The sequence below is a fragment of the Paenarthrobacter sp. YIM B13468 genome, from assembly GCF_042788025.1.
GTDB classification, from domain to species: domain Bacteria; phylum Actinomycetota; class Actinomycetes; order Actinomycetales; family Micrococcaceae; genus Arthrobacter; species Arthrobacter aromaticivorans.
In genome coordinates this window covers 1-24,375 of record NZ_JBHZPI010000036.1, presented here as the reverse complement: position 1 = coordinate 24,375, position 24,375 = coordinate 1, and the positions used below count along the sequence as shown (strand labels likewise).

The window sequence follows — 24,375 nt, the reverse complement described above, 5'->3', positions numbered from 1 at the left end:
CGGAGGCTCTCCCTCATGCAAGACAACCTCTCCCCTGCCTCACAGCAGTCAGGCTCAGCGCCGTCAGACCCGGCAACGGCGCCGGCCCATGACAGCGAAGCCTGGCTGCAGCCCATCCCCGAGTCAGACCGCACGCGCAAGGTCTCAGGCCAGTTCTGGATCTGGGCCGGCGCCAACCTTGCTCCTATCAACTGGGTGCTGGGCGCACTCGGAATCCACCTCGGCCTCGGCTTCGCCGACACCGTCTTTGTCCTGGTCCTGGGCAACCTGATCGGCATGTTGCTGTTTGGCTGTTTCGTCCTCCTTGGCCAAAGGACCGGCGCCACAGGCATGGTCCTCGCCCGGGCCGCGTTCGGTCGCCGCGGTAACTACCTCCCCGCCGCCATCCAGGCCCTCCTCGTCATCGGATGGTGCGCGGTCAATACGTGGATCATCCTGGACCTGGTCATGGCGCTCTTCGGAACGCTGGGCTGGGTGGACCCCACCGCAAAGAACTACGCCTGGAAGATCGGCGTGGCCACTCTCATCATGACCGCCCAGGTTGCCATCGCCTGGTTCGGCTACAAGGCGATCGCCGCTTTCGAAAAGTGGACTGTCCCGCCCACCATCATCATCCTGGCCGTTATGTCCGCAGTGGCCTGGTTCGGCATGAAGATCGACTGGGGCTATGCAGGTCCGGCCGGCAACATCCTTGAAGGATCCGAACGGATCGCGGCGATGAGTGCAGTCATGACGGCCATCGGCATCGGCTGGGGCATCACCTGGTTCACGTACGCCGCGGACTACTCGCGCTTCGTCAGCACCTCGGTTCCCAAGCGCAAGGTCTATTTGGCTTCGGTCCTTGGCCAGTTCATTCCCGTGGTCTGGCTCGGTGTCCTCGGTGCGAGCCTTGCCACGAACAGCGGCGAGATCGACCCCGGCAAGCTGATCGTGCAGAACTTCGGCGTCCTTGCCCTTCCCGTCCTCCTCATGGTGTTGCATGGCCCCATCGCCACCAACATCCTGAACATCTACACCTTCTCAGTGGCTACGCAGGCCTTGGACATCAAGATCAATCGTCGCAAGCTCAACCTGTTCGTCGGCGTCTTCTCGCTGCTCGCCGTCGTGTTTTTCATCTTCCAGGAGGACTTCGCCTCGGTACTGGACGCCTGGTTGATCGGCCTGGTGGCATGGGTAGCTGCTTGGGGCGGCGTCATGTTGGTGCACTACTTCTGGCTGGAGAAGCGCTGGCCCGGAAAGGTTGAACGGCTCTTCGACGGCGTCGGCACCAACCGCCTCCCAGTGATCAACTGGGCCGGCATCGTCTCCCTGCTGGTTGGCATCTTCTCCACCTGGCTGTTCATGTACGGCCTGATACCTGTAATGCAAGGCCCCATCGCCGTGGCACTTGGCGGCTGGGATCTCTCGTGGCTGGCCGGCGGACTGACCAGCGCGGCAGCCTACGCAATCCTCGGGCCCCGGGCGCACCGAAGGTTTATCCTTGCCGATTCGAACCACGTGTCCGTTACCCAACCCGCAACCGCCCCGGCCGTTGAAAGGACCACAGCATGAGCCAGCCCGCCTTCGCGGACTCCCTCCACCCGATCACCTGGCCTGAAGGTTTCAAAGCCGCAGCGTCCTTCACCTTCGACGTTGACGCTGAGTCCTGCACCATCGCCCACGATCCGTCCAGCACCCGGCGCATGTCCCTCATGAGCCACCAGTCGTATGGCCCCAAGATTGCCGTCCCGCGGCTCCTTCAAATCCTGGATCGCCAGGACGTCAAGGGAACGTTCTTCATCCCTGGATTCACTGCGGAGAGCTACCCCGAAGTGGTGCGCAGGATCGCTGACGGTGGGCACGAAATAGCCCACCATGGCTACCTTCACGAGCCAATGCAGGGCATCGACGCGGCCACCGAAGCCAGCTACCTGGACCGTGGATTGGAAGCCCTGGCTAACGTCGCCGGTGTTCGGCCCGTGGGCTACCGGGCTCCGTGGTGGGAGTTGAACTGGCAGTCGCCCGCACTGCTCGCGGACCGCGGCTTCCTTTACGACTCAAGCCTGCTCGACGGCGATGCCCCCTACCGCATGTCAGTGGCCGAGGACGATCCGCGGGACATCGTGGAAATTCCCGTTGACTGGGCCCTGGATGATTGGGAGCAGTACGCGTTCTACCCCGGAGTCACGGGAAGCGGGGTCATCGAAAGTCCGGCCAAGGCTTTGGAAATGTGGACTCTTGAGGCCCAGGCGCACCACGCCCAGGGCAGCTGCTTCGTCCTGACCAACCACCCGTTCATCTCCGGCCGGCCGTCCAGGGCTGTCGCATTGGAGCAGCTGATCGAACGGGTGAAAGACCTCGACGGTATGTGGGTCACCACTCTTGCCGAGATCGCGCAGCACACGAAGGATACGGTTCAGGAAATCCACACCCACGCGCGGATCGACGTCCCCTTGTTCCCGGGAGCCGGCGCTTCATTCCGTCCGGCCCAGGTGCGGGTACCCACCCTCCGCTAGTCCCGCCGAGATGGCAAAAGATGACAATCCCACGGCCCGGGATTGTCATCTTTTGCCATCCCAGCGCCGGAGTTTAACCATTCACCGCGTTGATCCAAACTCCGATGACCCACGTGCTCGCAGCCGCACATGCGAGCCCGAACTCCACAAGAATGCCTATGCCCGTGGCCTTGAGCGCGGCGCCGCTTGAGCGGACAGCTGTACGGAAGTCACGGGTCCGCTGGACCTCGCTCAGCAGGAGCCCGACGGCGAACCCCACCACCAGCCCAACCACCGGAATCACGAACATTCCCACCACGCCAAGAACTATCCCAACCACAACAGACCTGTTGGGAATCCCATGCTGTTTGAGTTTTCGCCCCGTGAGTACGGCGCTGGCAGCCATCCCGGCCACCACAAACACCATGCCGATCGCGAAGATCACCCAGCCGAGGGTTCCCGCGCCACCCCAAATGGCCCACGCGAGCAGGCTCGCACCAATGAGGATGCTGCCCGGGAGGACAGGGATGATGGTCCCGGCGACCCCAACCGCAATGGCCAGGCCGCACAGGATGGTCACAACGAGTTCGGCGTTCATGGCCCCAGTCTAGGTGCGGACCCTCCGCCCCCACTTGCAACGCGGGGTCACCTACGGCCCATCCCACGGGGCAACATGGGCCGTAGGTGACCCCGCGTTGCTCCTTAACGAACAGCGACGGCGACGCTCCCCGGCATGGGAGGCGTCGCCGTCGTCGTTTGTTCTTGCGTTAGTAACCGCTACTCAGCCACTGCGGCGGCAACAGCCGCGGTGACAGCCGGTGCCACGCGGGCATCCAGCGGGCTCGGCACGATGTAATCCGCGGAAAGGTCTTCCGCCGCCAGCTCAGCGATGGCGTTGGCGGCAGCGATCTTCATGGCGGGCGTGATGCGGCGGGCCTTGGCGTCGAGTGCGCCGCGGAAGATGCCGGGGAAGGCCAGCACGTTGTTGATCTGGTTCGGGAAGTCGCTCCGGCCGGTGGCGACAACAGCCGCGTACTTCTGGGCAACCTCGGGGAGAACTTCCGGGTCCGGGTTGGACAGCGCGAACACGATCGACTGATCGTTCATGAGCTTCAGGTGTTCTTCGTCCAGCTTGGAGGAGGACACACCGACAAAAACATCGGCACCCGTCAGACCCTCGCCCGGACCACCGCTGATGCCGCGCGGGTTGGTCCGCTGGGCCATGCGGGCCTTGACACTGCTGGGATCAGCTACGAGGTCAGCACGCTCAGCGTTGACCACACCCTTGGAATCGAGCAGGATGACGTCCTTGATGCCAACGGCAAGAAGAATCTCGGCAATGGCGATGCCGGCGGCACCCGCGCCGGAGACAACCACTTTGAGGCCCGCGAGTTCGCGCTTGGTCACCTTGGCAGCGTTGGTCAGGGCTGCGAGAACCACGACGGCGGTGCCGTGCTGGTCATCGTGCATGACCGGGCAGTCGAGTGCTTCGATGAGGCGCTCTTCGAGTTCGAAGCAACGGGGCGCTGAGATGTCTTCAAGGTTCACTGCACCGAAGCTCGGGCGGAGGCGGACCAGGGTCTCGATGATCTCGTCCACGTTGGTGGTGTTGAGGACCAGCGGGATGGAATCGAGGTCGCCGAAGGACTTGAAGAGGGCAGACTTACCCTCCATGACGGGCAGGGAGGCGCTGGCGCCAATGTTGCCCAGGCCCAGGACGGCGGTGCCGTCGCTGACCACAACTACCAGGCGCTCAGCCCAGGTGTGGGTGCGGGCAAGCTCGGGGTTGGCGTGGATTGCGCGGCTGACCTGGGCGACGCCCGGGGTGTACGCGATGGAAAGGTCACGCTTGTTGTTCAGGGGAACGGTGCTGGAAATCGTCAGCTTGCCGCCCTCGTGTGCTGCGAAGATCTCTTCTTCGCTCAGTACCAAGGCGTCGTTGTCAGTAGCGATTGTCTCAATGGACACGTCTTTGTCTCCTCAGGCTAGCCGTGGACCCACGGCATGGTTCGGGCAGGAACAGAACTGCTGGTTCGGACCAAGGGTGGCTGGCCCGGAAGGTGCATCTGCAGGTATGGGCTGCTAGCCGCTTCGGTGTTTCCAGCGTAAGGAAGCGCGGAGGGTACAAGATTCAATACCAAGAGAGACGATTCGAGAGTAAAACGTTTAGGCAACTCAAAAAGTGACCCAGCTCACGCGAAAAAACGCATTCTCGAGGGTCGGTGGTCTAGACCGGAAGACCTATATCGTCATTCCCCGGTCATGAGGCTGCACGCCTTCTTGAGGTCCTTCTCTGCCTCAAAGAGCGACAAGCGACGACACCGGACGGCCTGGACCAGACCACTGACCAGATGCAACAGAATCCTGGCCTTCGGGGCATCGTTTCCGGGCTCTTTGCTCAAGGAACCCACGACTTCTTCGGACAAGAGGTCGATCTCCCGCAGCAACTGGGCGGTATCGCTGTCTTTGCCTGCAGGCCGGATGAGGCAGTGCTCCACCCCGGGCTGCATAACCCTCAGGTGGAAGATCTCCATCATCAAACCCGCAAGTGCATGGCCCTTGCCTTTCCTCTGGCGCAAGCCATCCCGAAGCTCGCGCAATTGCTGCCGGTACACGGCCAACATCAGGTGCGCTGTGGAGGGGAAGTAGCGATACAGGGTGCCCAGCGGCACGTCCGCTTTAGCGGCAATGTCGGACAAACTCAACGTGTCGAATTGACGTTGGGCAAAGCCCGCCGCGGTCTTCAGGATGCGGGCATAGCGCAGCAGCTGCCGCGGCGTGGTGGGTGCGGCAGCCATACGGGGCAACCCCGTCGTCAGATCAAGGGAGTACGGTTCCAGGGAAAACGGTTCGGGCATTTCCGGCGATCTCTTGGCAGGCTGGCAAGGAAGCGGCCGGCTCAGGTCAAAGGACCCGCGGCAGGCCGATCGCACCAATGATACGTGAGCAAAATGACCGTTTCCTGAGAGCGCCCTTCTTCGAACGCATCCATGCCGTTCCCATGAAAGGGCGGGTGCCGCACATACACTGCAGGAAGATTTGGGTGAGCACATGGGAGGAAGACCACTATGGGGAATTTTCGACGCCGGATGGCAGCAGCGCTGCTGACCGCCGCTGTGGCGGCCGTGGCGCTTAGCCCCCTGCCGGCGTCGGGCGCGTCCAGCAACGGGCCGGACCCCATTGTCATTGGTGACGCGTTTGTCGGCAAGACGCTAACAACCGAAATCGGCCCATATACCTTCTACGGCTGCGGCGGCGGAAAGGGCCCTGATTTCACCGTCTACTGGACAAGAGATGGCTTCCTGGTGGCGGGCGAAACCGGGCGCAGCTATCTCCTGCAGCAGGATGACACGGGCGCCCGGATGGCCGCGCACCTGACAGCCAGCAAAACCGCATGCGGAGGCGAAACCCTCCACAGCGACGAGACCGGCCCCGTCGCTGCGCCCAACCGGGCCAACGGATTCACGGGCCGCAGCTTCGAACTCCTGGCGCGCGGAAGTGACGGCTCATTGATGCTGTATGGGCGGACAGGCGCCGCTTGGGATGCCGCCCGCACCGTGGGCTGGGGGTGGAACGTCTTCAACCTTGTCCTTTCCCCCGGCGACTTCAACGGTGACGGCAAGGGCGACGTGATCGCACGGGATTCAGCAGGCACGCTTTATCTCTATGCCGGCGACGGAACCGGTGGTTGGAAGCCGGCCCAGACCATCGGCAAGGGCTGGAACATTTTCGACTCAATCGTCAGCCCCGGTGACTTCAACGGGGACGGCAACAACGACATCCTGGCCAGGGAACCCGGCGGCGCCCTCTACTTGTACCCGGGCAATGGTTCCGGAGGCTGGCTGGCGAGGACCGCCGTCGGGCAGGGCTGGCAGGTGATGGACACCCTGCTGACGCCTGGCGACTTCAACGGCGATGGCAAGGTGGACGTGTTGGCGCGTGACCGCAGCGGGTACCTCTATTTCTATGGCAGCAATGGGGCCGGTGGCTGGACGCGGTCGTGGCTTATCGGTGTTGGTTGGAATGCCCTCAAAGCCGCGGGTGCGGCGGGTGACTTCGACAATGATGGCTTCCCGGACGTTTACGGCGTGGACCAGCAGGGCCGGCTGGTGATCTATTACAGCGATGGCCGGACGGGATGGCGCACATCCCAGGTGGTGGGTAACGGCTGGGGCGGCTTCACAGCAATCTTCTAGCTGAGTCCCAGCCGCGGTACCATTAACCGCATAAGTCTGGGGAGGACACAATGAACGCTCTATCATGCCGTGCATCAGGCGTGCGCCGAGCGGTAGCCGGGATTGCGGCCGCGCTTATTGCCGCCGTCGCCTTCGCCCCGGCACCTGCCATGGCAACCATGGACCCCACAGATCCCGTGGTTCACGGTGCGCCGTTTGTCGGCTCCACGCTCACCGTGGAGATCGATCCTGACTCTTACCGTGGCTGCGGCGCGGCCGCCGGACCGGACTACCGCATCTACTGGACCCGTGATGGGGTCCTCGCTGAGGATCACTGGGAGTGGTGGAACTACAAGCTCGGTGAAGAGGACCGCGGCAAGACAATCGCCGCGCACGTAGCGGCCAGCCAATCCGGCTGTGAGCCCTTGGAAGTTGGCAGCGCCGAGACTGTAGAGATCTCCGCCTCCAACCGGGCCAACGGCTTCACCGGGCGGGGCACCTTCGAACTGCTTGCCCGCCGCACAGATGGCACCCTCATGATGTATCCCCGCGTTGGCGGCGCCTGGGAATCCGCCAGGACCGTAGGTCCCGGCTGGAATGGTTTCGGGACCGTGGTCTCGCCGGGCGACTTCAATGGGGATGGGACCAACGACATCCTCGCAAAGGACTCAGCCGGAAACCTCTTCCTCTACGCAGGAACCGGGGATGGCGGGTTCTTCGCCGGCCGCCAAGTAGGCGCGGGATGGAATGGCTTTAACTCGATAGTGTCCCCTGGCGACTTCGATGGGGACGGCAACAACGACATCCTCGCCCGCGACTCCAGTGGCTTGCTCTACCTCTACCCCGGAAACGGCGACGGCGGCTGGCTCAACCGGTCTGTTGTAGGCAGCGGCTGGAACGTGGTCAACAAGATCATCACGCCCGGTGACTTCGACGGTGACCACAACGTGGACATCCTGGCCCGCGACACCTCAGGTGCCCTGCGCCTGTATAAGGGCAATGGAGCTGGCGGCTGGGCAGGCATGGCGGTGATCGGGCAAGGCTGGAACGGAATGTCCGCCATTGGCGCCGCCGGCGACATCGACGGCAACGGCAATGTAGACGTCTATGCAGTGGACGGATCCGGCCAGCTGCTGGCCTACTACGGCGACGGCGACGGCGGCTGGAACGGCGCCCAAACCATCGGCTGGGGCTGGGGCGGTTTTAACGCCTTGTTCTAGGGACTGGGGGATAACATGACGACTTTTTCTTCCGTGCGCCCAGCGGGTTTTGTGCATTCAGTACGGACGGGTTTTCACATACTTCTAGCCATCCTCCTGTGCTCCGCGCTGGCAATCGCAGTCCCAGCGCCCCGGGCTACAGCTGCAGGAACAACCGTCCCGCTTCCCACCGTGGTGGTCCGGACGTCAGCGGCAACGGTGGGTCCCGGGAGTGTTATCTCCTTGTCCTTCACACTGAGCGGTCCTGCGAAGGAAGTAGGTTTCACCTACGTCAATGAGGACACCTTGGAGCAGGCCACCCTCTACGGACCTACCAGCCAGCTGGCCGGGCCCTACAGCGCCCAAGCCAAAGTGCCGGTGGACGGAAGCGCCTTCCAGCGAACCGGGCGCTACAAACTCCTCAGCGTCAACATCATGCTCCCCTTGGGCCAGGGGGTTGTCCGCTACGGCCGCGACGGCAACATCCTCTTCCTCTCCCAAGGGCTGGAAGCACCGACGCAGCGGCCGGGAGCCTTGGACGGCGTTGACTTCGCCGTCAACAATCCCAACTTTCCGCTCGTGGACAATCCAAATATCAAGCCACCAAGCATCACAGGCGTGGCACGCTACGACCAAGTGCTGACCACGGACAACGGATCTTGGACCCAGCCGCCCACTGGCTTCGCCTACCAGTGGCTGCGCAACGGCCAGCCGATCCCTGGAGCCACGCAAAACACTTACCGCATCGCAGAAGCAGACCTAGACCAGACGCTGTCAGTACGGGTCACGGCCACGCGGTCAGGCTACCGGGCTGTGTCGGCTTCGTCGCTCCCGCTGACGCCCACGTCACCCATCACAGCTACCGCTCCTACGCTCCAAGGCAAGTTGCTCGTGGGCGAGAAGCTCACCGGCGTCTTTAACGAGGGCAGTGTTTCCAGCGGGACACTCGCGGGACCCGTAAGCGTCAGGTACGAATGGGTGCGCAACGGTACGGTGATCAGCGGTGCCACGACGAAGACTTACACCCTTCAGGCAGCGGACCGCGGCGCCGTCGTTGGTTTCCGGGCAGTAGTCCAAGTGGGCAATCCTGTGACGGCCACGCGTCCGTTTACGGTCTTCGGCCGCACCGTGGTTCGGAACAAACCGCACACAACAGGTTTCGACGCCGGGGCCTCCATGGACCTGTTCGCGCGGAATGCTGCGGCGAACCTGCTCCTGTACCCCACTGATGGCGCAGGCCACTGGCAAGCTGCCCGGACCATCGGCTTTGGTTGGGACATGTTCGATATCGTCTTCAACGCCGGCGACTTTGACGGAGACGGTTTCAATGACGTCATCGCAAGGGACCACGATGGCTCCTTGTTCCTGTACCCCGGCAATGGGACTGGCGGCTGGCTTCCGCGCAAGCAGATCGGCTGGCGCTGGGACGTCTTCGATTCGATCATCGCCGCAGGCGACTTCTCGGGCGATGGCACCAACGATGTCCTCGCCCGCACGCCTTTAGGCGCCTTGGTGCTCTACCCCGGCAACGGGACGGGCGGCTTTAAATCCCCCGGCGCCGTAGGCCAGGGGTGGAACGCCCTCAGCCAGGTCTTCTCGCCCGGCGACTTCGACGGCGACGGCAACCCCGATGTCCTGGGCCGTGACAGCGGTGGAAACCTGCGGCTCTACGGCGGCAACGGCAACGGCGGATGGACAACTGCCCGAGCTATTGGCACTGGCTGGAACGTCATGTCCCGCATTGGTGGGGCCGGCGACTTCAATGGAGACGGCTTCAACGACGTCTGGGCCATCGACGCCGCCGGCCAACTGAACATGTACTACGGCAGCGGCATCGGAGGCTGGAAAGGCGCCGGAGTTGTTGGCTGGGGCTGGGGTGGGTTCACGGCGGTTTTCTAAGCCGATTTTGGTTGCGTTTTCGGTGTGCTCCCGACACATATCGGTGTATTGCGACAATTCAATCTCATTTGCTTCGCCCTGCACTCCCTGGCTGTATTGTCTTCTCAACTGGCCTCGACAGGCCGCTCCGGCCTGTACTTTTGGGGGAATTCTTGGGGTCTCATTTTCTTCTGCGCTTTCATGGATCTTCCAGAACTGCGCGTTCACTGCTATCTGCCATCGTAATTGCCTTGGTGGCTCTCATCCTGACGCCTGTCGCGCCAGCGCATGCTGCCACACCGGTCCTCTCGACTTTTGTTCGCACCTCCGCTGCGACAGTCGACGCCGGAGCCCCGGTCAGATTCAACTTCACTACTTCCGTCGCGGTTAAGCGCGTTGAGGTCGGCCTACGGAGTGCCGCGGGTCCGCACACGCTGACGTGGTCATCGGCTGGAGCAACCAGCGGAACCGTGGCTGGTGTGGCTTCCCCGTCCTCATGGCCGAATGGGACGATCGAGGTGAGTTACGTCCAGGTAATCTCCACTTTGGGTACCTCCCAGATCTATTACCGCGGGGGAAGCATTTACCCGCCGGGAACAGGTACCTCACCCTTCGGTGATCCTGCTGCACGGGACTTCAAGGTCAACAATCCTTCACTCCCCTACGCAGCTCCTGTACCGGTGGCATTCACTCCCCTAAATTCGGTTTTCGCGCCCGGCCAATCCGCGGGAGTGCAGGTGAAGCTCTCCCAGCTTGCCCAGTCAGTCCGGGTGATCTACCGCGACGTTTCCGAGGTCACAAGTTTCGAGCTGGCGTGGGCAGGCAACCCTGCGCCCGGGCCCCAAACCGTCACGGCAACGGGAGCAGTCACGGCCGCGCAAGCTTCCGGTCCCTACACTCTGGAACGTGTCGAAATCTCGTACTTCGATGGACTAGCCAAAGACTCTTACCTCCGTGATGGCACGCTGGAGCGGACGTCACCTGTTCCACTTGGTACCGCTGTGCGGGCAGGACTTGCTACAGGTGATTTTGCGGTGAACAACCCCGCCAAGGTGCTGCCGAAACTCACTCCCACTGTCAACCCGAGCATCACCGGCGACATGGTCTACAACACCAAACTTGGCATCAATCCCGGAACGTGGCCTGTTGAACCGACCTTCGCTGGCTTCCAGTGGTACAGGAATGGTGCACCCATCGACTACGCCGTCAATGACACATACCAGTCCAACATGTCCTTCGACCCCGGCAACATGATCTGGGTCAAGATGACTGCGCGGGCGGCCGGATATCTGCCCGCCAGCGTGTCCACTTCGGCATTCGGGCCAATGCCCCGCCGCGTCTGGGTTGGAAATCTACGCATCACTGGTGACGCGTCCGTGGGAGGCCAGATCAGGCTGGAACACGATGCTGCCGGCGTCGATCCAGTGGGCGGGCAGCCCAACTACACCTATGTATGGAAACGGAACGGGACTCCTATTCCAGGTGCCACGTCCCGGGACTACCGGCCAACGCTTGCCGACAAGGGTGTAGTCATCACAGCGGGAGTAACGGCTCGCTTCGACGCAGGCTCGGCGGTCACCGAAGTAGTGGACCTGGTCGGACCCATAGCTGACAAGAAGAGGGGCAAGGGCTTCAACGCAGACGGCACGGGAGACATCTTCGCCCGTGATGGCGCGGGAAATCTCTGGCTGTATCCAAGCAACGGCAGTGGCGGCTGGCTGGCGGCGCAAAAAATTGGCCAGGGATGGAACGGGTTCACATCCCTTCTTTCCCCAGGTGATTTTGACGGCGACGGAAACGTCGACGTCATGGCGCGGGATGGAATTGGGCGGCTCTACTTGTACCAAGGCAACGGCCAAGGTGGCTGGCTGCGCTCGTTCCAGATAGGGCAGGGCTGGGGGACGATGAAGGACATCGTGGCCCCGGGAGACTTCAACAGCGACGGAACTGCGGACTTGATCGCGCGGGACGCCTCCAACACTTTGGTTCTGTACCCTGGCGACGGCCGGGGCGGTTTCCTGGCACCTCACGCCCTTAGCGGTGGTTGGGGAGAGTTCAACATTTTCGTCTCGCCTGACTCGCGCATCATTTTCGCCCGCGACAGCGACGCTAACCTCCGGATGTATTCCGGCTCCGGCAACGGATATTTTGCCGACAATGCGTGGACGCCCAACGCCTTCAGCGCTTATGCAGGCTACGGCTGGGGAGGCTTCAGCCGGATTGGTGCACCCGGAGATTTCGACAGCGATGGCGTCCCGGAGGTTTACGGGATACACCCCGATGGACGGCTGACCATGTTCTATGGATTGGGCCACGTCGCCCTGAAACGCCAAGCCACTATCGGTTGGGGCTGGAACGCCTTCAATACTGTCTTCTAACGCACCTCATGCTGGCATCTACTTCACATCCCCGGGGGATCAATTGATTACAACTACGGCCGCCTCGCCCCGACGCAAAACATCATTGCATCGGCTCCTGCCTCTCCTCATGGGGCTCACGATGTCCGCCGTCCTGGGACCAGGAACTGTGTTGACTAGTGCTCCAGCCGTGGCAGCTGAACAACCGGTGCCCGAGCTGACGTCCCTGAAACGCGTTTCGCCTGCCACTACCGCCCCTGGCTCCACAGTGCAGATAGGCTTCACTCTCGCCCAGCGTGCCCAGCGGGTGCTCTTCATCTACAAGGATGAATCCCTCGCGACGGAACACCGCATTGAATGGTCGGGGACGCCCGCCGCCGGCCCGCTGACTGCAACTGCATCAGCCTCCGTCACTGCGGACGCGTTCTTCCAGGGGTCACACAAACTGCAGAGCGTGATTATCAGTTACGGCTCGGAAACCCTGGCGTACTTCCGTGGCACACCCAGCAAATACAACTTTTCTGTTCCGTGGGAAAGCCTCGACTTCACCGTTAACAACCCCGGCAGTGTCCTGACGCCCAACAGCAATCTGGTTCCGCCCAGTCTTGGGATCAGAAAAGAGGCTGGGTACTCCTACTTGTCGTTCGACGTCCAGCATGGCACATGGTCCGCTCCACCTACGGCGTACACCTACGAGTGGTTCCGGGACGGAATCCGACAGTCTTCGGACGCCAGCTGGTTCCACGTTCCGGACAACCTCGCCGGTACGGGGTCCGGCCTGACCTTGAAACTCACCGCAATGGCGGCGGGCCGTCTGCCGGAAACAGTGGAAACCGCTCCCTTTTACCTGGTGGACGCCGCTGATCCGCACCTGCCAGCCAATGTCTCCGTGCGGACGCCCGTCAAGGCCGGGTTCGACCCCTCAACCATCAAAGGGCTGCCGGCAGGAGCCCAGCCGACGGTCAGCTACCAATGGCTGGTGGACGTCGCAGAGCCTATTGCCGGAGCAACCGGCGCCACCTACAGCCCCAAGCCAGGTGAGGCAGGAAAGGAGCTCGGTGTGGCTGCGGTGGTCAGCTACGCCGGAAGTGTGGTGGGTATCTTCCGCAGCTCGAGCGACCCCAGGGTAAAGTTGCATTCGCTCCTGCGTGACTTCGACGGCGACACCAGGCCTGACGTGATCACCAGGAAACCGAACGGCACACTCACCCTGTTCTCCGGAGGCGCCAGCGGAGAGTTCAAGAGCGGGAGCAAAGACATCGGCTGGGGCTGGGCCAACTTCACGTCTTTGTCATCCCCGGGCGACTTCGACGGCGATGGCGGCATGGACGTTCTGGCCCGTGATACATCCGGACAGCTATGGCTTTACCGGGGCAACGGACGCGGCGGCTGGCTGGGTTCTTCGGTCATTGGTACGGGTTGGGGTGCTTTCAGCGAGATCATTCCCGCCAGTGACTTCAACGGCGACGGAACAAGCGACATCCTGGCCCGCGATGCGCAGGGCCGGCTGTTCCTCTACCCGGGCAACGGCCGTGGCGGATGGCTCACGGCATCACAGGTCGGGCAGGGGTGGAACGTCTTCAATAGAGTGTTCACACCCGGCGACTTCAGCGGAGACGGCGTCTCCGACATTCTTGCCAGAGGAACGGACGGGAGACTGCATGCCTACTATCCCAATGGCAAGGGGGGCTGGTCTTCCTCAGGGGTATTGCTGGGCAATTACGCGTCAAGCCGCTATATGGGTCCCCTCGGTGGTTTCAATTTGTGGGAGCAGTACAACTACTTCTTTAACGTGACGGACCAAGGTGCTTTCCGCGGCGAGGAGATGAGTCCCGACCGGTACTACTACCGCCAATCGCATGAGATTGGCACCGGCTGGGGCTACCTGACCGCGGTTTTCTAAGCCGATTTTGGTTGCGTTTTCGGCTTGACTTGTCTTTTGCGCGAATTTTTGCCAGCAAATTCCCAGACTGTCGGCGACTCCATGTACTCTCAAGTCACTTACACCCGCCGGCCATCTGCGACCGGCCTAATTTGGGGGAACCATGGGGAGCACTCCTCTGCGCCGCGTGCGCAGCTGGCTGGCCGCATTTATGGGCAGCGCTATTTTGGTCGGCGGGCTGGGTTTGGCACCTGCAGCCCACGCCGATGACGCCTTCGCACCGGTACCTGTAGCGGTCTCTACGACGCCAGACGCGATCAGCGCTGGAGGGCAGGCAACATCACGTGTCACCCTTCAGGCATCCGGTCCAATCACTGACGTCTACGTCCTGTTCCGGAATACTGCAACGGGCAAATTGCACACGACGATGACGCAGGGCTCTTACAGCTCCGCTGATTCGACGTACTCCTTCGACGTCTTCTTTGCACAGGGGACCCCGCCGGGAACGTACCTTGCCCAGTACATGCAGATTCAAACCGCAGCTGGTCAGGAAGTTGGTTACTGGCGCGATGGTTCCTTGATCCACAATCCCGGCAACCTCCCCGCCTCCGGAACTGCGGCTGTGGCCTTGGACGCCCTGGACTTCAACTACGTGACTCCCGTAGACATCGATCGTCCCCACACGTCCGGCTTCTACCGTGCCGAGTATTGGGATCCGTACACGATGAGCCTGTACGTCCGGGACTCCTGGGGACGCCTCGGTTTGTTCCCCACCGGCGGAAATGGCACGTGGCAGCAGGCATATGAAGTCGGCTCGGGGTGGAATATCTTCAACGCTATGTTCGCTGCCGGCGACTTCAACAACGACGGCGAAAATGACGTTATCGCCCGTGACAGCACCGGCTCACTCTTTCTCTATCCGGCTGGCTGGCATGGTGGTTGGTACCCGAGACAACAGATCGGTTGGGGCTGGGGAATCTTCAACACCATCTTCGCGGCGGGCGACTTTAGTGGAGACGGCAACAACGACCTCCTTGCCCGCAAGTCTTCCGGTGAGCTCGTGCTGTACCCGGGCAATGGTCAAGGCGGCTTCCTTGCTGCTTCGACCATCGGCTGGGGATGGGGCGGCATGACTTCGGTGTTCTCCCCGGGTGATTTCGACGGCGACCACAAGCCTGATGTCCTGGCCCGCGACGGCGCCGGAAACCTTGTCTTCTACGGTGGCAATGGTCATGGCGGGTGGACCACCAGCCGTGTGATCGGCCAGGGCTGGAACGCCATCACCAAGCTCGGCGGTGCCGGCGACTTCGACGGCGATGGCGCCAACGACGTCTGGGGCATCGACACCTCCGGCCAGATGCGCATGTACTACGGCAATGGCTCAGGCGGGTGGAAGGGCTCCGCTGTAGTCGGCTGGGGCTGGGGCGGCTTCAACGCTGTTTTCTAAGTAGTCACCATCAACAGGACCCCGTCCGAAGGCATCCGGCGGGGTCCTTCAGAATTGTCATTCTTGTAGGGGAACCATGGAATCAGCTCTTGCTTCGTATCCAGCCGCACCCAGCCGCCGTCGTCGATTCTTGACGTTGCTGACCGCCTCCGCCGTTGCCTGTGCGGCTGCAGCCTGCACCCTGGCTGGTCCCGCGGAAGCCGCGTCAACCCAAGCGCCTACCGTAGTTGCAGCAGCTGCCCGCGAGATTTACATGGGCCAGCCGCAATTGAACGGCGACCCCAGCGTTGGAGGTCTGCTAAGGGCAGACCTGGGGGGATATGCGCCATTCGTCATACCCGAGGGTGGCACGCCGGCTTTCACGTACAGGTGGACGCGGGACGGTCAAACCATCGCAGGGGCCACCGGCTCGACCTACCGTACAACCCAAGCTGACCAGGGCCGCGTAGTAGCGGCGTTCGTCACGGTTTCCTATGATGCCGAATCGAAATTGACCCTGCAGGCCGACTATCCGTTGCGGATAGCCGCCAAACCCCGGGCCCGGGGTTTTAACGGTGACGACACCCTGGACATCTTCGCCAGGGATGCCGCCGGACGACTGTTGCTGTACCCCACCGATGGCCGCGGCAATTGGCAGTCCGCCCAGGTGCTCGGAACGGGTTGGAACATCTTCAATCTCCTGGTATCGCCGGGCGACTTCGACGGAGACGGCACGGTGGACGTCATAGGTCGCGACGGCCAGGGCCGGCTCTTCCTTTACCAGGGCAACGGCACGGGGGGCTGGAAGAAGGCCTTGCAGATTGGTCAAGGATGGCAGGCGTTCAAGACAATCTCTGCTGCAGGTGACTTCAATGGCGACGGAACCAACGATCTCCTTGCCGTGGACCAGTGGCACCAAGCTATTCTCTACCCTGGGAACGGACGCGGCGGATGGCTTCAGCCCTACGGCGTTGACACTTATTGGATCAATCAGAATCCAGTCTTCACCGTGGGACACTTCGGTGGCCAGAACAAGCTCGGAATCGTGTCCCGCGATATCTACGGAACCCTGATCCTTCACGAGTCCACCCGTAACGGATGGTTCGATGGTCACTCGAACGCCATCGGCTGGGGATTCAGCGGCTTCACCACGGTCAACTCGGCCGGTGACTTCAATGGAGACAACAAAATCGATGTCTACAGCATCGACACCGCAGGCCAACTGACCATGTACTACGGCAAAGGCTCCGACTATTTGACGAGTGGACAGCCCTCGATCCGTTGGTCGGGGCAATCCACTGTCGGCTGGGGCTGGGGCAGCTTCACCTCTGTTTTCTAGGATTTATTTCACCACCATCGCATGGCCGCATCGGCCAACTTTCTTCATGAGGAAATCTTGAACTCTCGCACTGCTCCCCGCTTCAGCGCGCCTAACCGACTTCGCCGGCTGTCTTCTTTGCTTGCTGCTTCGGCCCTGGCCGGCGCTCTCATCGCTTCGGGCCTGCCCGCGCAGGCCGCTGTTCCTCTTGTGGCCGCTCCGATGCGGCAGATCTACATGGCACCACCGGAACTCACCGGAGAACCTGCAGTCGGCGGACTTCTCAAGGCCGACCTAAGCTGGACCACACCGATGGTCGTGCCAGAAGGCGGAAGCCCTTCGCTGTCGTTCTACTGGACGCGGGACGGCCAAGTCATACCCGGCGCCACCGGTCAGACATACAGGGCCACAGCAGCTGACTATGGTCGTGTTGTGACTGCCTTCGTAACGGTCACCTACGATGTGGAGTCAACCTTGACCCTGCAGGCCCGTGAATCGCTGCGGATCGCTGCGAAGCCCCGCGCTCGTGGATTCAATGGGGACAACACCATGGATATCTTCGCCCGGGACGCGGCCGGCCGTCTCTTGCTGTACCCGACAGACGGCCGGGGACATTGGCAACCCACCCAAGTCATCGGAACCGGATGGAATGCCTTCAACCTTTTGTTGTCACCGGGTGACTTCGACGGCGACGGCACTGTTGACGTTATGGGACGGGATGCGCAGGGTCGGTTGTACCTGTACCAGGGAAACGGGTCCGGCGGTTGGAAGAAGGCAATCCAGGTCGGCCAAGGCTGGAACGGATTCACAGCCATTTTTGGAGCTGGCGACTTCAACGGTGACGGTACGAACGATCTCATCGCAAGGGACGCATCGACCAATCTAGTCCTCTACCCCGGCGACGGGCACGGCGGTTGGCTGCCTTCGTACACCATCGGTTGGGGGTGGGGCCGATATGACTCCCTGATGTCCGTTGGTCACTTCGAAGGCCGAAGCGATTTGCAGGTTGCCGCGAGGGGCCAATACGGCAACCTGATGATCTTTTCGAGCAGCCGCAACGGGTCGTTTGAACGCTACACGGGATCGACGGTCGGTTACGGCTGGGAGGCCCTCACCACGATCGGCTCTGCAGGGGACTTCAACGGTGACGACAAGGTTGACGTGTTTGGCATAGACCGCAGCGGCCAGCTCACCATGTACTACGGCAACGGCGCGGATTATCTGGCCCAGGGACTGCCTGGTAGCTACTGGGTGGGCCAATCAGCGGTCGGCTGGGGCTGGGGCAGCTTCACCGCCGTTTTCTAGGCCCAGTCCGCCTTCCAGGCCTAGGTCACACTCTTGATCTTCACCACGAACACGGCCCCAAGGAGTCCGATGACGGCGGCGGCTACGTACAGCGAGACGTAGCCGCCCCAGTACGTGACGAACGGGAAAGCGATGAGCGGGGCAACCACCTGCGGCAGCGAGTTCGCCACATTGATCACACCCAGATCCCTGCCACGGTCCAGCGCCGTTGGCAGGACCTGGGTTATCAGTGCGAAGTCCACGGCCAAATAGGCTCCAAAGCCGATGCCGAGGACGATCGCGCCCGTGATGGCGCCGCCCCACGTCGGCGCAAACCCGAGAATCAATGACGCAATGGCGATGATGACGGACGAGGCGATGACCAAAGGCTTCCGCTTGCCCATCCGATCGCTCAGTGTTCCGCCAATCACGCTGGTGACGATCACCATGACCGCATACAGGCCGGTCAGGATAAGCACTCCGAACGCGGGTTCGATGCCCTCGGTTTCCTTCACATGTACGGCATCGCTGAGGAAGAACAATAGATAGAGCGTGACCATGTGGTTGCCAATGTTCACCAGCAACCGCGTGAGCCATGCCCAGGCGAAATCGGGATAGAGCGCCGGCGAAATCCAAAAACCTTGGAAAAACCGCACAAGACTGAACGGTGGACGCGCCTGGACTGGGAGCGGCTGGTCGTCATTCTTGAACAGATACAGCACGATTCCGGCCAGCAGCGCTGCTGCACACACCAGGTAGCCGGCAGCAAAGTTTCCAGCTACGACGGCGGCAATCACCGCGCCCGCCAGGATGCCAACTGTCTGTCCCATGGCTGCCAAACCACCGACGGTGCCGCGTTGCGGCACTGGAACGCGGTCTGGGATCGCAGCGGTGATTGCCGCATAGGCGCCGTTGCATCCGGCCTGCACCAAGCACCACAGCACCGTCATGATGGCGACGTTCGGTGCTCCCGCCAGTCCTACGAGTGCTACCGCGCCCAGGATTGCTCCCACGAGGACCCACGGAACGCGACGTCCGAAGCGGGAGACGGTACGGTCGCTGAACGCCCCGAACAAGGGATTGGCCACCAAGGAAACAGCGGCGCCGCAGCCCGTGACAAGAGCCAGAATCGCTTCCTTTTGTTCTTCATCAAAGTGAGCCGCCTGCTGGCCCAACAGCACCTGAATGGGGCCGAAGAACGCCGCGTTGATGCCCACATTGATGAGTACAACGCCTGTAATCCATAGTGCCCGGACACGGTCCACAGGCTCGGCCAGGGCGGTGGCCGTACCGCCCCGCACAACGGCAGGATCCGGAATTGGACCGGGCAGGTCGGACAGGCTCATGGCAGGTTCCCCCTAGTTTCAACGTCTGGATTCAGATTAGCGCGCGTGAAGGGCATGGGATCTAAGTAGTTGTCAGTTATCCACATAGCCCACGACGTGCCGTGCCGCTCACGTGCCGTACGCGTTAGTGTGGCCTCAAACATATGGAGGAGAAGGACATGAGTGAGCAGATTAATACGGCTGATCTCTACGACGATCGCGGCGATGAATTGGAATCGGTAGCCGTCCAGTTCCAGAACCTTGGCGGTCACACGCACTTCAGCGGACAGGTACGTACCATCAGGTGCTTCGAGGACAACGCCCTGGTGAAGACAGTCCTTGGGACGCCCGGCGAAGGAGCCGTTCTGGTGGTTGACGGTCAGGGATCATTGAGGACTGCCCTGATGGGAGACATGATCGCCGAAAGTGCCGTAGCCAATGGTTGGGCCGGCGTGATCATTAACGGAGCAGTCCGGGATCGAGAAGCCCTTGCGCGCCTGCCGCTGGGCATCAAGGCGCTGGGCAGCAACCCGAAGAAGAGCGCAAAGACGGGTGTAGGTGAGGTTGATGTCCAGTTGGTGATTGACCGCGTGAGGATCCAACCCGGCGTAATGATCTACAGCGATCCCGATGGCATTCTCGTGGAACGCTGACGCTCCGGACTGGCCGTCTTACGAGGGTTGTTCAAGAAACATTCTTCTTCCGGGAATCAAACAGGCATTAGGATAGTTACTGAAAGCAACTATCCTGCTTAAAATCCACTTTTCTGCCACCTCTGGAGAAGATATGTCCAAATCTGCGCCCGTCCGGGCCGCCGGCGAGGTCCTGACGCATCGTCAGACGCTCACCGTCATGGTGGGACTCATGCTCGGCATGTTCCTGTCCTCACTGGACCAGACCATTGTGTCGACGTCCATCTACACCATCGCCAACGACCTCGACGGCTTGTCACTCCAGGCATGGGCCACTACCGCGTACCTCATCACGTCTACTGTAAGTACGCCGCTCTACGGCAAGCTGAGTGACATCTTCGGGCGCCGTCCGCTGTACTTGGCAGCCATCCTGATCTTCCTGGCCGGTTCCCTCTATGCCGGGTCCGTCCATTCCATGACGGAGCTTGCCATCGCCCGTGGCGTGCAGGGCCTGGGCGCAGGTGGCCTTTTAGCGCTGGCACTGACAATCATCGGCGACATCGTTGCTTTGAAGGACCGGGCCAAATACCAGGGCTACTTCATGTCCGTATTCGGTATCTCCTCCGTTCTCGGTCCTGTCATCGGCGGCGCTTTCGCGGGAACATCGAGCATCCTGGGCTTCGACGGCTGGCGCTGGGTATTCTTCATCAACCTTCCCATTGGCCTGGCCGCACTCACGGTGGTCTTCATGTTCCTTCACCTGCCAGCACGGCACGTGAAGCAGAAGATCGACTATTGGGGCGCCGCAGCCATCACACTGGCAATCGTTCCGCTCCTTCTTGTGGCTGAGCAGGGACGTTCCTGGGGTTGGGCATCGGGCGCATCCTGGATCTGCTACGGCCTTGGCGTCATCGGTATCGTGGCCTTCCTGCTCGCGGAGATGCGGGCCGGGGACTACGCGCTGATCCCATTGCGTCTCTTTAAGAACGCAACCTTCGGTTTGTCATCCTTGCTGAACTTCATCATCGGCATCGGCATGTTCGGCGCCATCGCTATGCTGCCCATGTACTTGCAGTTGGTGAAAGGCCTCACCCCCACCGAAGCGGGTCTGATGATGATCACCTTCACGGTGGGCATCCTGTTCGGTTCCATCAGCGCCGGGCGTACCATCTCGTCGTCGGGCGTTTACAGGATCTTCCCCATCCTGGGTACGGCAATCCTGGCCGGCGCCGCCACTGTCATGGGCCTTGTGCTCGGCGTGGACACAGGCCTTTGGGTTCCCGGACTCATTGCCGTGTTCTTCGGAGTCGGCTTGGGCTTCTGTATGCAGCCGCTCACACTTGCCATGCAGGTATCGGTGCCGCCCAAGGACATGGGCGTCGGAACCTCCACCGCGGCATTCTTCCGTTCCATGGGTGGAGCCGTGGGCACGGCCGTGTTCATCTCCATGCTGTTCAGCCTGGCCGCGGACAAGATCGCCGATGGCATGAAGTCCGCCGCTTCCAGCCCGGACTACCAAGCGGTTATGAAGGATCCGGCCGTGGCGGCAGATCCTGCCAATGCCAAGCTCTTCGACTTCTTCAAGAATGGCGCCAACAACGATTCCCTGAACGACACCAGCTGGCTGCACGCAGCCAATAGCACGCTCACCAGGCCCATCACCGAGGGCTTCGCACAGGCAATTGACACTGTGATGCTCACGGCAGCTGGCCTCATGCTCATCGCCTTCCTCATCAGCTTCGCGTTGCCGAATAAGAAGCTCATGGACCCCAAGGCGGCAGCGAAGGAATCCGTTCCCGCCCACTAGGCGGTACCGGCCCCTCGAATAGCAGGAACGGCAGGCGGTCATCGGACCGCCTGCCGTTATTGTTTTTGGAGCCATGGTCGTTCGAAGTCGGTGTCCTTCACTGCTTGGAGATCAGTAAGACTCCTGGACAAGGCGCTGGGCCTGCTCAAGGTCGTCCCGCAAGTCGCGGTCCTGAACGTCGGACGGCAAGGTGAAGCCTACCTCCATCATGGCCCGCAGCCTGGGGCTGCTGAATTCCTCCGGATGCCTGCTTTGCGCGCGGAGCGCCCGGGACGCACAAACAAGCTCGACGCCGGCGACGGTTGCCAACGCGTGCGCAGTGGACTCCAACTGTGCAGAACCGAGAGTCGCGAAGCTTGCATCTTCCTCGGCGCCCAGGGAAAGGTTCACGGTTTGCAGGCTTACCGGCTGCGCGTTGGCGCGAATACGGCCCACCGCTGCAGCGGCGACGTACTCCAGCATCATGACGCCGGACTGGCCTGCGTCATCGCCTGCAAGGAATCGGTGGAGACCTGTGAAAGCGGGATCGCTGAGACGGCTGACTCTGCCAAGCGTCGTTGTGCATGCAGCACCAAGTGCCACCTGCAGGCCGTCGATACGCCGGGCGAGCGTGGACATATGGAACAGGCCGTGGTGTGCCACGCCGTTGGTGCCGTCTTCCACGGAGCCAAAGACCATAGGATTCTCATGGCCCGCTACAGCCAAGCGCTCCAGTGTGATCCTTAGCGACTCCAGTTCCTCCCGTACCGCACCCAGCGAGTGCGGCAGCATGCGCAGACAATACGGATCCTGAATCCTTGCAGGCTTGCCTGATCCAGCTACCAATTCCCGCAGAATAGCAGCCACGTCCGCTGTTGCGTCCGATTCACTGGCCTTTGCTACCTCCGGGGCAAATGCCTCCAGATTCCCTGACATGGCCGTGAAGGAGAGCGCGCTGATCGTGGTCAGGTTCTCCATCAGGGTGGCCAGTTTCTGGTGGGCAAGGATGGCCTGCCCGATGGTCAGGGCACTGGAACTTATGAAGGGAAGCGCATCTTCTGTGGGCCAGGAAGCCAATGGCACAGGCACCGGCTTGCCATCCATCGCGGGACGCTCACCCAAGAGTGTTAGCGCAGTTCCGGCCAGAGCAGGAAGATCTGCCGTGCCAATACCGCCGAACTCCCGCACTTCCGGCAAAGTATCTGCGTTCAGCATCTCCACGACCGCTTCGGACAGAGCGGGGTTGATCCCGGAAGCGCCCGCGGCCAGTTGCGATGCTCTGACCACGAGCATGGCCCTCACCGTTTCCCGGTCAAGGGCACGTCCGGCGTCCACGGCATGGCTCCGAAGCAAGTTGAGTCCGTGCTGGTCGGCGGACGCATCCGATGTATCCAGGGTCACGGAGCGGTTGGCTCCAACACCCGTGGACCGCCCGTACACAGGCCGTGCCTGTGCCGTTGCGCGGGCTGAGCGCTGTGAGGCAGCCATGCGTTCGATCGCCGAAGGAGCTAGAACCACCTTCTGGCCGCCAACTGCAATTGCCACGACGTCAGCCAACTCTAATTGCACTCCATCGATCACGATCATGAACCGATCCTTTCATTCGCGACCAGGTGCCAGCACCCAACTGACTGGCAGTTGTGGTTGTTGTGAAGGCTCGTGGCAACCACTATTGCCAGTCAGTTGGGTTACTAGGCTTCGTTCATGGGGATGCGGACGCCGCGTTCGTTGGCGACTTCGACGGCGCGGTCGTAGCCGGCGTCGACGTGGCGGATGACGCCCATGCCGGGGTCGTTGGTCAGGAGCCGTTCGAGTTTCTCCGCGGCGAGGTCGGTGCCGTCGGCGACGGAAACCTGCCCGGCGTGCAGGGACCGGCCGATCCCGACACCGCCGCCGTGGTGGATCGACACCCAGGTAGCGCCCGAGGAGGTGTTGATCAGGGCGTTCAGCAGCGGCCAGTCAGCAATCGCGTCGGACCCGTCGGCCATGGACTCGGTCTCCCGGTAGGGCGAGGCGACGGAACCGGAGTCCAGGTGGTCACGGCCGATCACGATCGGGGCCTTGACCTTGCCCTCGGCGACGAGCTGGTTGAACAGCAGGCCGGCCTTGGCGCGTTCGCCGTACCCGAGCCAGCAAATACGTGCCGGCAGGCCCTCGAACTCCACCCGGTCCGCGGCGGCGTCGAGCCACTTGTGCAGGTGCGTGTTTTCCGGGAACAGTTCCTTGATCGCCGCATCGGTCACGGCAATGTCTTCCGGGTCCCCGGACAGCGCCACCCAGCGGAACGGGCCCAGGCCTTCACAGAACAGGGGACGGATATAGGCCGGGACGAAACCGGGGAACTCGAACGCCCGCTCGTACCCGCCCTTGCGTGCCTCATCGCGGATGGAGTTGCCGTAATCGAACACCTCGGCACCGGCGTCCTGGAACTCCACCATCGCCTGGACGTGGCGGGCCATGGACGCCTGGGCCTTCTTGGTGAACCCTTCCGGATCCGCTTCGGCTTCCGTGTGCCACTCGGCCACGGTGATGCCCTCGGGCAGGTAGGACAGCGGGTCATGTGCGCTGGTCTGGTCGGTGACGACGTCGATCGTCAATTCGCCGGCCTTGTGGCGGCGCAACAGTTCCGGGAACACCTC

Annotated in this window: 18 protein-coding genes; 12 read left to right on the top strand and 6 right to left on the bottom strand. The window is 61.9% G+C overall.

What is annotated here, in order from left to right; genetic code table 11:
• Nucleotides 1–15 precede the first annotated feature (15 nt).
• Together ACFX4T_RS24230 and ACFX4T_RS24225 are read left to right on the top strand one after the other, a co-directional pair.
• Nucleotides 16–1,551, top strand: coding sequence for a purine-cytosine permease family protein (locus ACFX4T_RS24230; protein WP_377654840.1), 1,536 nt, complete (start codon nucleotides 16–18; stop codon nucleotides 1,549–1,551).
• Complete coding sequence (locus ACFX4T_RS24225; RefSeq protein ID WP_377654838.1) at nucleotides 1,548–2,495, top strand: polysaccharide deacetylase; 948 nt, start codon at nucleotides 1,548–1,550, stop codon at nucleotides 2,493–2,495. The genes ACFX4T_RS24230 and ACFX4T_RS24225 overlap by 4 nt, the downstream gene beginning before the upstream one ends.
• Nucleotides 2,496–2,568: 73 nt before the next feature.
• On the opposite strand, the gene ACFX4T_RS24220 is transcribed toward ACFX4T_RS24225, so the two are convergent.
• The 3 genes from ACFX4T_RS24220 to ACFX4T_RS24210 all read right to left on the bottom strand — a co-directional run bounded on the left by ACFX4T_RS24220 (nucleotide 2,569) and on the right by ACFX4T_RS24210 (nucleotide 5,332).
• On the bottom strand, nucleotides 2,569–3,072 hold the full coding sequence (locus tag ACFX4T_RS24220) for a DUF456 domain-containing protein (RefSeq protein ID WP_377654836.1): 504 nt from the start codon (nucleotides 3,070–3,072) through the stop codon (nucleotides 2,569–2,571).
• A 179-nt stretch (nucleotides 3,073–3,251) separates the two neighbouring features.
• Nucleotides 3,252–4,442: an NADP-dependent malic enzyme gene (locus ACFX4T_RS24215; RefSeq protein WP_216926311.1), complete on the bottom strand. Its 1,191-nt coding sequence runs from the start codon at nucleotides 4,440–4,442 to the stop codon at nucleotides 3,252–3,254.
• A gap of 281 nt (nucleotides 4,443–4,723) precedes the next feature.
• The gene (locus tag ACFX4T_RS24210; protein ID WP_223947188.1) at nucleotides 4,724–5,332 is read right to left on the bottom strand and encodes a TetR/AcrR family transcriptional regulator; all 609 of its coding nucleotides are present in this window, start codon (nucleotides 5,330–5,332) and stop codon (nucleotides 4,724–4,726) included.
• A 210-nt stretch (nucleotides 5,333–5,542) separates the two neighbouring features.
• Here ACFX4T_RS24210 and ACFX4T_RS24205 point away from each other — a divergent pair, with 210 nt between their 5' ends.
• The 8 genes from ACFX4T_RS24205 to ACFX4T_RS24170 all read left to right on the top strand — a co-directional run bounded on the left by ACFX4T_RS24205 (nucleotide 5,543) and on the right by ACFX4T_RS24170 (nucleotide 18,014).
• Nucleotides 5,543–6,670 carry an FG-GAP repeat domain-containing protein gene (locus tag ACFX4T_RS24205; RefSeq protein WP_377654833.1) on the top strand — a complete coding sequence of 376 codons (1,128 nt, stop codon included), beginning with the start codon at nucleotides 5,543–5,545 and terminating at the stop codon, nucleotides 6,668–6,670.
• 50 nt (nucleotides 6,671–6,720) lie between these two features.
• Nucleotides 6,721–7,869 carry an FG-GAP repeat domain-containing protein gene (locus tag ACFX4T_RS24200; RefSeq protein ID WP_377654831.1) on the top strand — a complete coding sequence of 383 codons (1,149 nt, stop codon included), beginning with the start codon at nucleotides 6,721–6,723 and terminating at the stop codon, nucleotides 7,867–7,869.
• Nucleotides 7,870–7,884: 15 nt separating this feature from the next.
• Complete coding sequence (locus ACFX4T_RS24195) at nucleotides 7,885–9,747, top strand: FG-GAP-like repeat-containing protein (protein ID WP_377654827.1); 1,863 nt, start codon at nucleotides 7,885–7,887, stop codon at nucleotides 9,745–9,747.
• 233 nt (nucleotides 9,748–9,980) lie between these two features.
• Nucleotides 9,981–12,104, top strand: a complete 2,124-nt coding sequence (locus tag ACFX4T_RS24190; protein ID WP_377654825.1) for an FG-GAP-like repeat-containing protein — start codon at nucleotides 9,981–9,983, stop codon at nucleotides 12,102–12,104.
• A gap of 151 nt (nucleotides 12,105–12,255) precedes the next feature.
• Nucleotides 12,256–13,986: an FG-GAP repeat domain-containing protein gene (locus ACFX4T_RS24185; protein ID WP_377654823.1), complete on the top strand. Its 1,731-nt coding sequence runs from the start codon at nucleotides 12,256–12,258 to the stop codon at nucleotides 13,984–13,986.
• Between the two features lie 142 nt (nucleotides 13,987–14,128).
• Nucleotides 14,129–15,412 (top strand): FG-GAP-like repeat-containing protein, encoded by a 1,284-nt coding sequence (locus ACFX4T_RS24180; RefSeq protein ID WP_377654821.1) that lies wholly within the window; start codon nucleotides 14,129–14,131, stop codon nucleotides 15,410–15,412.
• 76 nt (nucleotides 15,413–15,488) lie between these two features.
• Nucleotides 15,489–16,730, top strand: coding sequence for an FG-GAP-like repeat-containing protein (locus tag ACFX4T_RS24175; RefSeq protein WP_377654819.1), 1,242 nt, complete (start codon nucleotides 15,489–15,491; stop codon nucleotides 16,728–16,730).
• Between the two features lie 57 nt (nucleotides 16,731–16,787).
• Nucleotides 16,788–18,014, top strand: coding sequence for an FG-GAP-like repeat-containing protein (locus ACFX4T_RS24170; RefSeq protein ID WP_377654817.1), 1,227 nt, complete (start codon nucleotides 16,788–16,790; stop codon nucleotides 18,012–18,014).
• 20 nt (nucleotides 18,015–18,034) lie between these two features.
• On the opposite strand, the gene ACFX4T_RS24165 is transcribed toward ACFX4T_RS24170, so the two are convergent.
• Entirely contained in the window at nucleotides 18,035–19,339 is a 1,305-nt protein-coding gene (locus ACFX4T_RS24165) for an MFS transporter (protein WP_377654814.1), read from the bottom strand.
• Nucleotides 19,340–19,497: 158 nt separating this feature from the next.
• Between ACFX4T_RS24165 and rraA the strand changes: the two genes are divergently transcribed.
• Nucleotides 19,498–19,971 carry a ribonuclease E activity regulator RraA gene (rraA, locus tag ACFX4T_RS24160; protein ID WP_223947195.1) on the top strand — a complete coding sequence of 158 codons (474 nt, stop codon included), beginning with the start codon at nucleotides 19,498–19,500 and terminating at the stop codon, nucleotides 19,969–19,971.
• 133 nt (nucleotides 19,972–20,104) lie between these two features.
• Nucleotides 20,105–21,757 (top strand): MDR family MFS transporter, encoded by a 1,653-nt coding sequence (locus tag ACFX4T_RS24155; protein WP_216926303.1) that lies wholly within the window; start codon nucleotides 20,105–20,107, stop codon nucleotides 21,755–21,757.
• Between the two features lie 111 nt (nucleotides 21,758–21,868).
• Here the strand turns inward: ACFX4T_RS24155 and ACFX4T_RS24150 are convergent, their stop codons facing one another.
• Together ACFX4T_RS24150 and hutU are read right to left on the bottom strand one after the other, a co-directional pair.
• Entirely contained in the window at nucleotides 21,869–23,323 is a 1,455-nt protein-coding gene (locus tag ACFX4T_RS24150; RefSeq protein WP_216926302.1) for an aromatic amino acid ammonia-lyase, read from the bottom strand.
• 104 nt (nucleotides 23,324–23,427) lie between these two features.
• Nucleotides 23,428–24,375: urocanate hydratase (gene hutU / locus ACFX4T_RS24145; protein WP_377654810.1), on the bottom strand; the 948-nt coding region annotated here is incomplete at its 5' end.

What these genes read in the sequence shown, in the direction of transcription:
- ACFX4T_RS24230 (WP_377654840.1), top strand. Translation starts at nt 16, where the DNA reads ATGCAAGACAACCTCTCCCCTGCCTCACAGCAGTCAGGCTCAGCGCCG.
- ACFX4T_RS24225 (WP_377654838.1), top strand. Translation starts at nt 1,548, where the DNA reads ATGAGCCAGCCCGCCTTCGCGGACTCCCTCCACCCGATCACCTGGCCT.
- ACFX4T_RS24220 (WP_377654836.1), bottom strand. Translation starts at nt 3,072, where the DNA reads ATGAACGCCGAACTCGTTGTGACCATCCTGTGCGGCCTGGCCATTGCG.
- ACFX4T_RS24210 (WP_223947188.1), bottom strand. Translation starts at nt 5,332, where the DNA reads ATGCCCGAACCGTTTTCCCTGGAACCGTACTCCCTTGATCTGACGACG.
- ACFX4T_RS24205 (WP_377654833.1), top strand. Translation starts at nt 5,543, where the DNA reads ATGGGGAATTTTCGACGCCGGATGGCAGCAGCGCTGCTGACCGCCGCT.
- ACFX4T_RS24200 (WP_377654831.1), top strand. Translation starts at nt 6,721, where the DNA reads ATGAACGCTCTATCATGCCGTGCATCAGGCGTGCGCCGAGCGGTAGCC.
- ACFX4T_RS24195 (WP_377654827.1), top strand. Translation starts at nt 7,885, where the DNA reads ATGACGACTTTTTCTTCCGTGCGCCCAGCGGGTTTTGTGCATTCAGTA.
- ACFX4T_RS24180 (WP_377654821.1), top strand. Translation starts at nt 14,129, where the DNA reads ATGGGGAGCACTCCTCTGCGCCGCGTGCGCAGCTGGCTGGCCGCATTT.
- ACFX4T_RS24175 (WP_377654819.1), top strand. Translation starts at nt 15,489, where the DNA reads ATGGAATCAGCTCTTGCTTCGTATCCAGCCGCACCCAGCCGCCGTCGT.
- ACFX4T_RS24165 (WP_377654814.1), bottom strand. Translation starts at nt 19,339, where the DNA reads ATGAGCCTGTCCGACCTGCCCGGTCCAATTCCGGATCCTGCCGTTGTG.
- rraA (WP_223947195.1), top strand. Translation starts at nt 19,498, where the DNA reads ATGAGTGAGCAGATTAATACGGCTGATCTCTACGACGATCGCGGCGAT.
- ACFX4T_RS24155 (WP_216926303.1), top strand. Translation starts at nt 20,105, where the DNA reads ATGTCCAAATCTGCGCCCGTCCGGGCCGCCGGCGAGGTCCTGACGCAT.
- ACFX4T_RS24150 (WP_216926302.1), bottom strand. Translation starts at nt 23,323, where the DNA reads ATGATCGTGATCGATGGAGTGCAATTAGAGTTGGCTGACGTCGTGGCA.